This window comes from Gallibacterium melopsittaci, assembly GCF_042433085.1.
GTDB classification, from domain to species: domain Bacteria; phylum Pseudomonadota; class Gammaproteobacteria; order Enterobacterales; family Pasteurellaceae; genus Gallibacterium; species Gallibacterium melopsittaci.
The window spans coordinates 1-3,482 of the sequence record NZ_JBHLWA010000043.1 but is presented as its reverse complement, the minus strand read 5'-3'; the positions used below and the strand labels follow the sequence as shown (position 1 = coordinate 3,482).

The 3,482-nt window shown below is 35.8% G+C and carries 3 protein-coding genes; all 3 read right to left on the bottom strand.

Features of this window, described 5'->3' with window-relative positions; translation table 11 throughout:
* Positions 1-105: 105 nt before the first annotated feature.
* The 3 genes from dctM to ACFFHT_RS09225 all read right to left on the bottom strand — a co-directional run bounded on the left by dctM (position 106) and on the right by ACFFHT_RS09225 (position 3,090).
* Positions 106-1,389 (bottom strand): C4-dicarboxylate TRAP transporter large permease protein DctM, encoded by a 1,284-nt coding sequence (gene dctM / locus ACFFHT_RS09235; protein WP_382375552.1) that lies wholly within the window; start codon positions 1,387-1,389, stop codon positions 106-108.
* 3 nt (positions 1,390-1,392) lie between these two features.
* A complete protein-coding gene (locus tag ACFFHT_RS09230) occupies positions 1,393-2,025 on the bottom strand; it encodes a TRAP transporter small permease (RefSeq protein ID WP_382375550.1) in 633 nt (210 codons plus the stop codon).
* Between the two features lie 66 nt (positions 2,026-2,091).
* A complete protein-coding gene (locus ACFFHT_RS09225; protein ID WP_382375548.1) occupies positions 2,092-3,090 on the bottom strand; it encodes a TRAP transporter substrate-binding protein in 999 nt (332 codons plus the stop codon).
* Positions 3,091-3,482 lie beyond the last annotated feature (392 nt).

The window sequence follows — 3,482 nt, the reverse complement described above, 5'->3', positions numbered from 1 at the left end:
GTTATATTTGGTCATAAAAAATCTGCACCTCTGTCTGTTGGATAATAAGTCCAACTTTAGGGGTGCAGATCATTGCAGCACCTTTCTTTATCATTACTTGAGGATTTACACTGCACCAATCCAATTAGGAAGGGCGAGAGAAATTGCAGGAATATAGGTAACTGCAATTAAGAAAGCCAACATTAATAACAACCAAGGTGTGGCTGCTTTGATAACTTGTGGTAATGATAATCCCGTAATTGCTGAAGATACGAACAAGTTAAGTCCAACTGGCGGGGTAATCATACCAATTTCCATATTTACAACCATAATGATACCTAGATGAATAGGATCGATTCCGAGTTGAGTTGCAATAGGGAATAAAATTGGCACTAAAATTAAGATAATTGCAGATGGTTCCATGAATGCACCAGCAATCAAAAGAACGATATTGACTACAATTAAGAACTGCCAACCTTGGAGATTCATTTCTGTCACAAGTTGGGTAAGTTGTTGTGGTATTTGCTCAGTAGTTAAAACGTGAGCAAACAACATTGCATTAGCGATAATAAACATCAACATAATGCTAAGTTTACCTGCTTCTAGTAAGACTTTTGGACATTCTTTTAATTTGATGTCTTTATAGATGAAGACTGAGACAAAGAATGAGTACACAGCAGCTACTGCAGCAGCCTCAGTTGGCGTAAATGCACCACTATAAATACCACCAAGGATAATGACCATTAAGATCAGTCCCCAGAGCGCTTTTCTTGCTGCTCGGAACCATTCTTTTACACTAGCACGTGGTAAAGCTGGAAGATTTTTTAAGCGAGCAACGATGTAGATTGCTACCATTAATACTACGCCAAGGAGTAATCCAGGCACAACCCCAGCCATAAATAAACGACCAACGGAAGATTCAGTAGCAGCAGCATAAACCACCATTACGACAGATGGTGGAATTAAAATACCAAGTGTACCAGCATTACAGACAATCCCTGTACCAAACTCGACAGGGTAGCCAGAACGAACCATTCCTGCAATTGCAATTGAACCAACAGCAGCTACAGTGGCAGGACTTGAACCTGAAAGTGCAGCGAACAACATACAAGATAAAACAGAAGCAATTGCTAATCCCCCACGGATATGTCCAACAGTTGCATTAGCAAAGTCAATTAAACGACGTGCTACCCCACCAGTTGTCATAAATGCACCAGCGAGGAGGAAGAAAGGAATTGCTAATAAAGTATAGTGTTCAGAGGTTTCAAATAATTTTATTGCAACAGAACTGATAGAATCTTGGCTAAATAGAATAATGACTAAAGAGCCAGATAATCCTAATGCAACAGCGATTGGTACGCCAATGAACATTAGGAAAAACAAACAAGCAAATAGGAAAATAATAGTCATAGATTACTCCTTAGCGCCTTCAGAATCTTGTAATTTCACTGCATCTTTTGCTTCATCGGCTAAACCAAGATCATTTTGTTTACCTTGTAATAAACGAACAAAGATTTCGACAAAGCGCGCAAAAATCATAAAGTAACCGATAGGAATAATCATACCAAGGTGCCATAATTGAATACCAAAATGTTGAAGATCTTCTGCTCCAACATTGGCAATTAATAATGCTTTTACCCATTCAATACTTGCTATCATGATGATTCCTGTATAAATCAAACAGGTTAAGCAAGCAAAAATACTGATGTATCGTTGCACTGGAGTTGTAAATTTTTTAACGATAGCATCGATTCCAATATGACCCGCAGTACGTACCCCATAGGAGGCACCGAAAAAGATTAACATTGCAAAGAAGAGTTTAGTTAACGCAACACTCCAAGTCATTTCTTGGGCGACTGTCATACAAAGTGTTGCGATTGGAACTAAGACAGGTTCGAGGTTAGGATAAGCATCCGCTAAGTCATAGAAAGGTGTATAAAGATTATTAAACATGACATAAACGAATGTGACCAATGTCATTAACGCTAGGGAAAATGCAATCATGAACTCCTCGAGTCTTCCCCAGAGGTAATTAAATCGTTGCATAGATGCTCCTTACAAACTTGAGCAGGGAAAGTGCGGTAACGAATACCGCACTTTGAGAGTTTAAGATTATTTGTTGTTAGATTCTTCAGCTGCTTTAATTAAATCAGCACCGATTTTATCTTCAAATTTTTTCCAGACCGGACGCATTGCATCACGCCATTCTTTTCTTTGTTCTGGAGTTAAAGTAATGATTTCTGTGGTTTTTGCATCGAGGATACGTTGTTTATCAGCAAGATTGAATTCGTGAGATTTTTTGTTTACATCATCACTAACGATATCCATTACTTCCATTAAACCTTTACGTACATCATCTGGTAAACCATCCCAGAATTTACTATTCACGATAACCATGTAAGAAAGTAGACCATGGTTAGATTCAGTGATGTATTTTTGTACTTCATTGATTTTTTGTGAGTAGATATTTGAATATGGGTTTTCTGCACCATTAACTACCCCAGTTTGTAAACCTTGATACATTTCACCAAATGCCATTTTACGAGGTACCGCATTAAGTTGTTTGAATTGTGCATCAAGTACTTCAGAGTTTTGTACGCGGAATTTCAAACCACGAGCATCTTTAGGAAGTACAAGTTTTTTATTTGCAGAAAGTTGTTTAAGGTCATTATTCCAGTAGCCTAAACCAATAATACCTTTATCTTTCATACTATTGAGTAGGCTTTTACCTGCATCACTTTTTTCAAAACGTTGTACTGCTTCAATATCATCAAATAAGAAAGGTAAATCGAATAATTGAATTTTTGGAGTGTATTTATCAAATTTAGCAAGTGATGGTGCTAACATTTGGACATTATTTAATAATAATGCTTCCATTTCTTTACCATCACCATAAAGAGAAGAGTTTGAATAAACTTCTACTTTTACTTTACCAGGGAATTTTTCTTCAACTAATTTTTTGAATAATAATGCACCTTGACCTTTAGGTGTATCATCTGCAACTACGTGAGAAAATTTAATAACGATTGGTTCTGCAGAGAATGCGCTTCCGGAGAAAAGAGCTCCAAATGCAGCAACAGTGGCGAGAACTTTAAACATAGTTTTTTTCATAAGCCTTATCCTCTTAGATATGAGTGTGTTTTTGAATGCGTCAATAAGATTATTTAAATGCTAAATTTTAGTAAAGCAGATTTTTTTAAAAAGTTGATCTCATTCTCAAAAATTTAATAGAAATTTAATAAAAACAATAGAAAATACTGACTTAATGTAACAAAACGTTTGTTTTTTAAGCAGGAAAGTAGCTGAATCTTTATAACACTTTTGTATTATTTTTTTGTACTTTTGGTGTTGAAAAAATGACTAGATAATATTGGCAAATTTAATTCCTATTAAACTTGAATATAGAAAAAGATAAGAAAAGAGTACAACAATGATCTGCACCCCTAAAGTTGGACTTATTATCCAACAGACAGAGGTGCAGATTTTTTATGACCAAATATAAC